This window comes from Mycobacterium sp. 1245852.3, from assembly GCF_001669335.1.
GTDB lineage: Bacteria > Actinomycetota > Actinomycetes > Mycobacteriales > Mycobacteriaceae > Mycobacterium > Mycobacterium europaeum_A.
This window is the reverse complement of sequence record NZ_LZLL01000428.1, coordinates 1-622: the sequence shown is the minus strand read 5'-3', so window position 1 is coordinate 622 and position 622 is coordinate 1. Positions and strand designations below refer to the sequence as shown.

The window sequence follows — 622 nt, the reverse complement described above, 5'->3', positions numbered from 1 at the left end:
CCCGCACCTGCTGTCCGACCTGTCCCCGGTGAACGCGGCGATCAGCGCGCTGGTGCTGCCGAGCGCCTTTCGGCCGGTCCCCGACCCCAACATGCCGACCGGTTCCCGCTGGGAGATGGACCCGACCCTGCTGGTGTCGGCCGAGGTGACCGGCCAGAACCCGTTCACGGTGACCTACAAGATCCGGCCGAAAGGCGCTCGGCAGCACCAGCGCGCTGATCGCCGCGTTCACCGGGGACAGGTCGGACAGCAGGTGCGGGTTGAAGCCGGCCCCGATCGAGTCGATGCCCATGATGATCTCGCTGACCCGCGGTGGCGGCGGCACGGAGTTGTGCGGCGTATCGGTGCTCTGCGGCGCCGGCGGCGGGTTGACCGTACAGGCCGAGAGCACGAGTCCGACCAAAAAGATCAGTCCGCCCAGCACCATGAACCAACGGCGGACTCGTCTCGGCACGCTGATCAGGGTATCGAGCAACCGCACAGCAGCCCGTCCAACCACCCCGGTGTTAACCCCGCGCCTTGGCGCGCGACCGGCTGCGGGCCCGGGCGGTGGCGTCCAGCTCGACCTTGCGCACCCGCACGATCTCCGGGGTCACCTCGACGCATTCGTCTTGCGCGCAGA

Annotated in this window: 1 protein-coding gene and 2 pseudogenes; 1 reads left to right on the top strand and 2 read right to left on the bottom strand. The window is 69.3% G+C overall.

The genetic code is table 11. From position 1 onward, the window contains the following. Positions 1 to 193: pseudogene (locus tag A9W96_RS30610) on the top strand (ABC transporter family substrate-binding protein); the annotation flags it as partial. On the opposite strand, the pseudogene A9W96_RS31580 reads toward A9W96_RS30610, so the two are convergent. Then, a pseudogene (locus A9W96_RS31580) lies at positions 185 to 460 on the bottom strand (ABC transporter family substrate-binding protein); the annotation flags it as partial. The pseudogenes A9W96_RS30610 and A9W96_RS31580 overlap by 9 nt on opposite strands. Before the next feature lie 46 nt (positions 461 to 506). Continuing rightward, positions 507 to 622 (bottom strand): hypothetical protein (locus A9W96_RS32740; protein ID WP_231997693.1); only part of this gene is annotated, 116 nt, incomplete at its 5' end.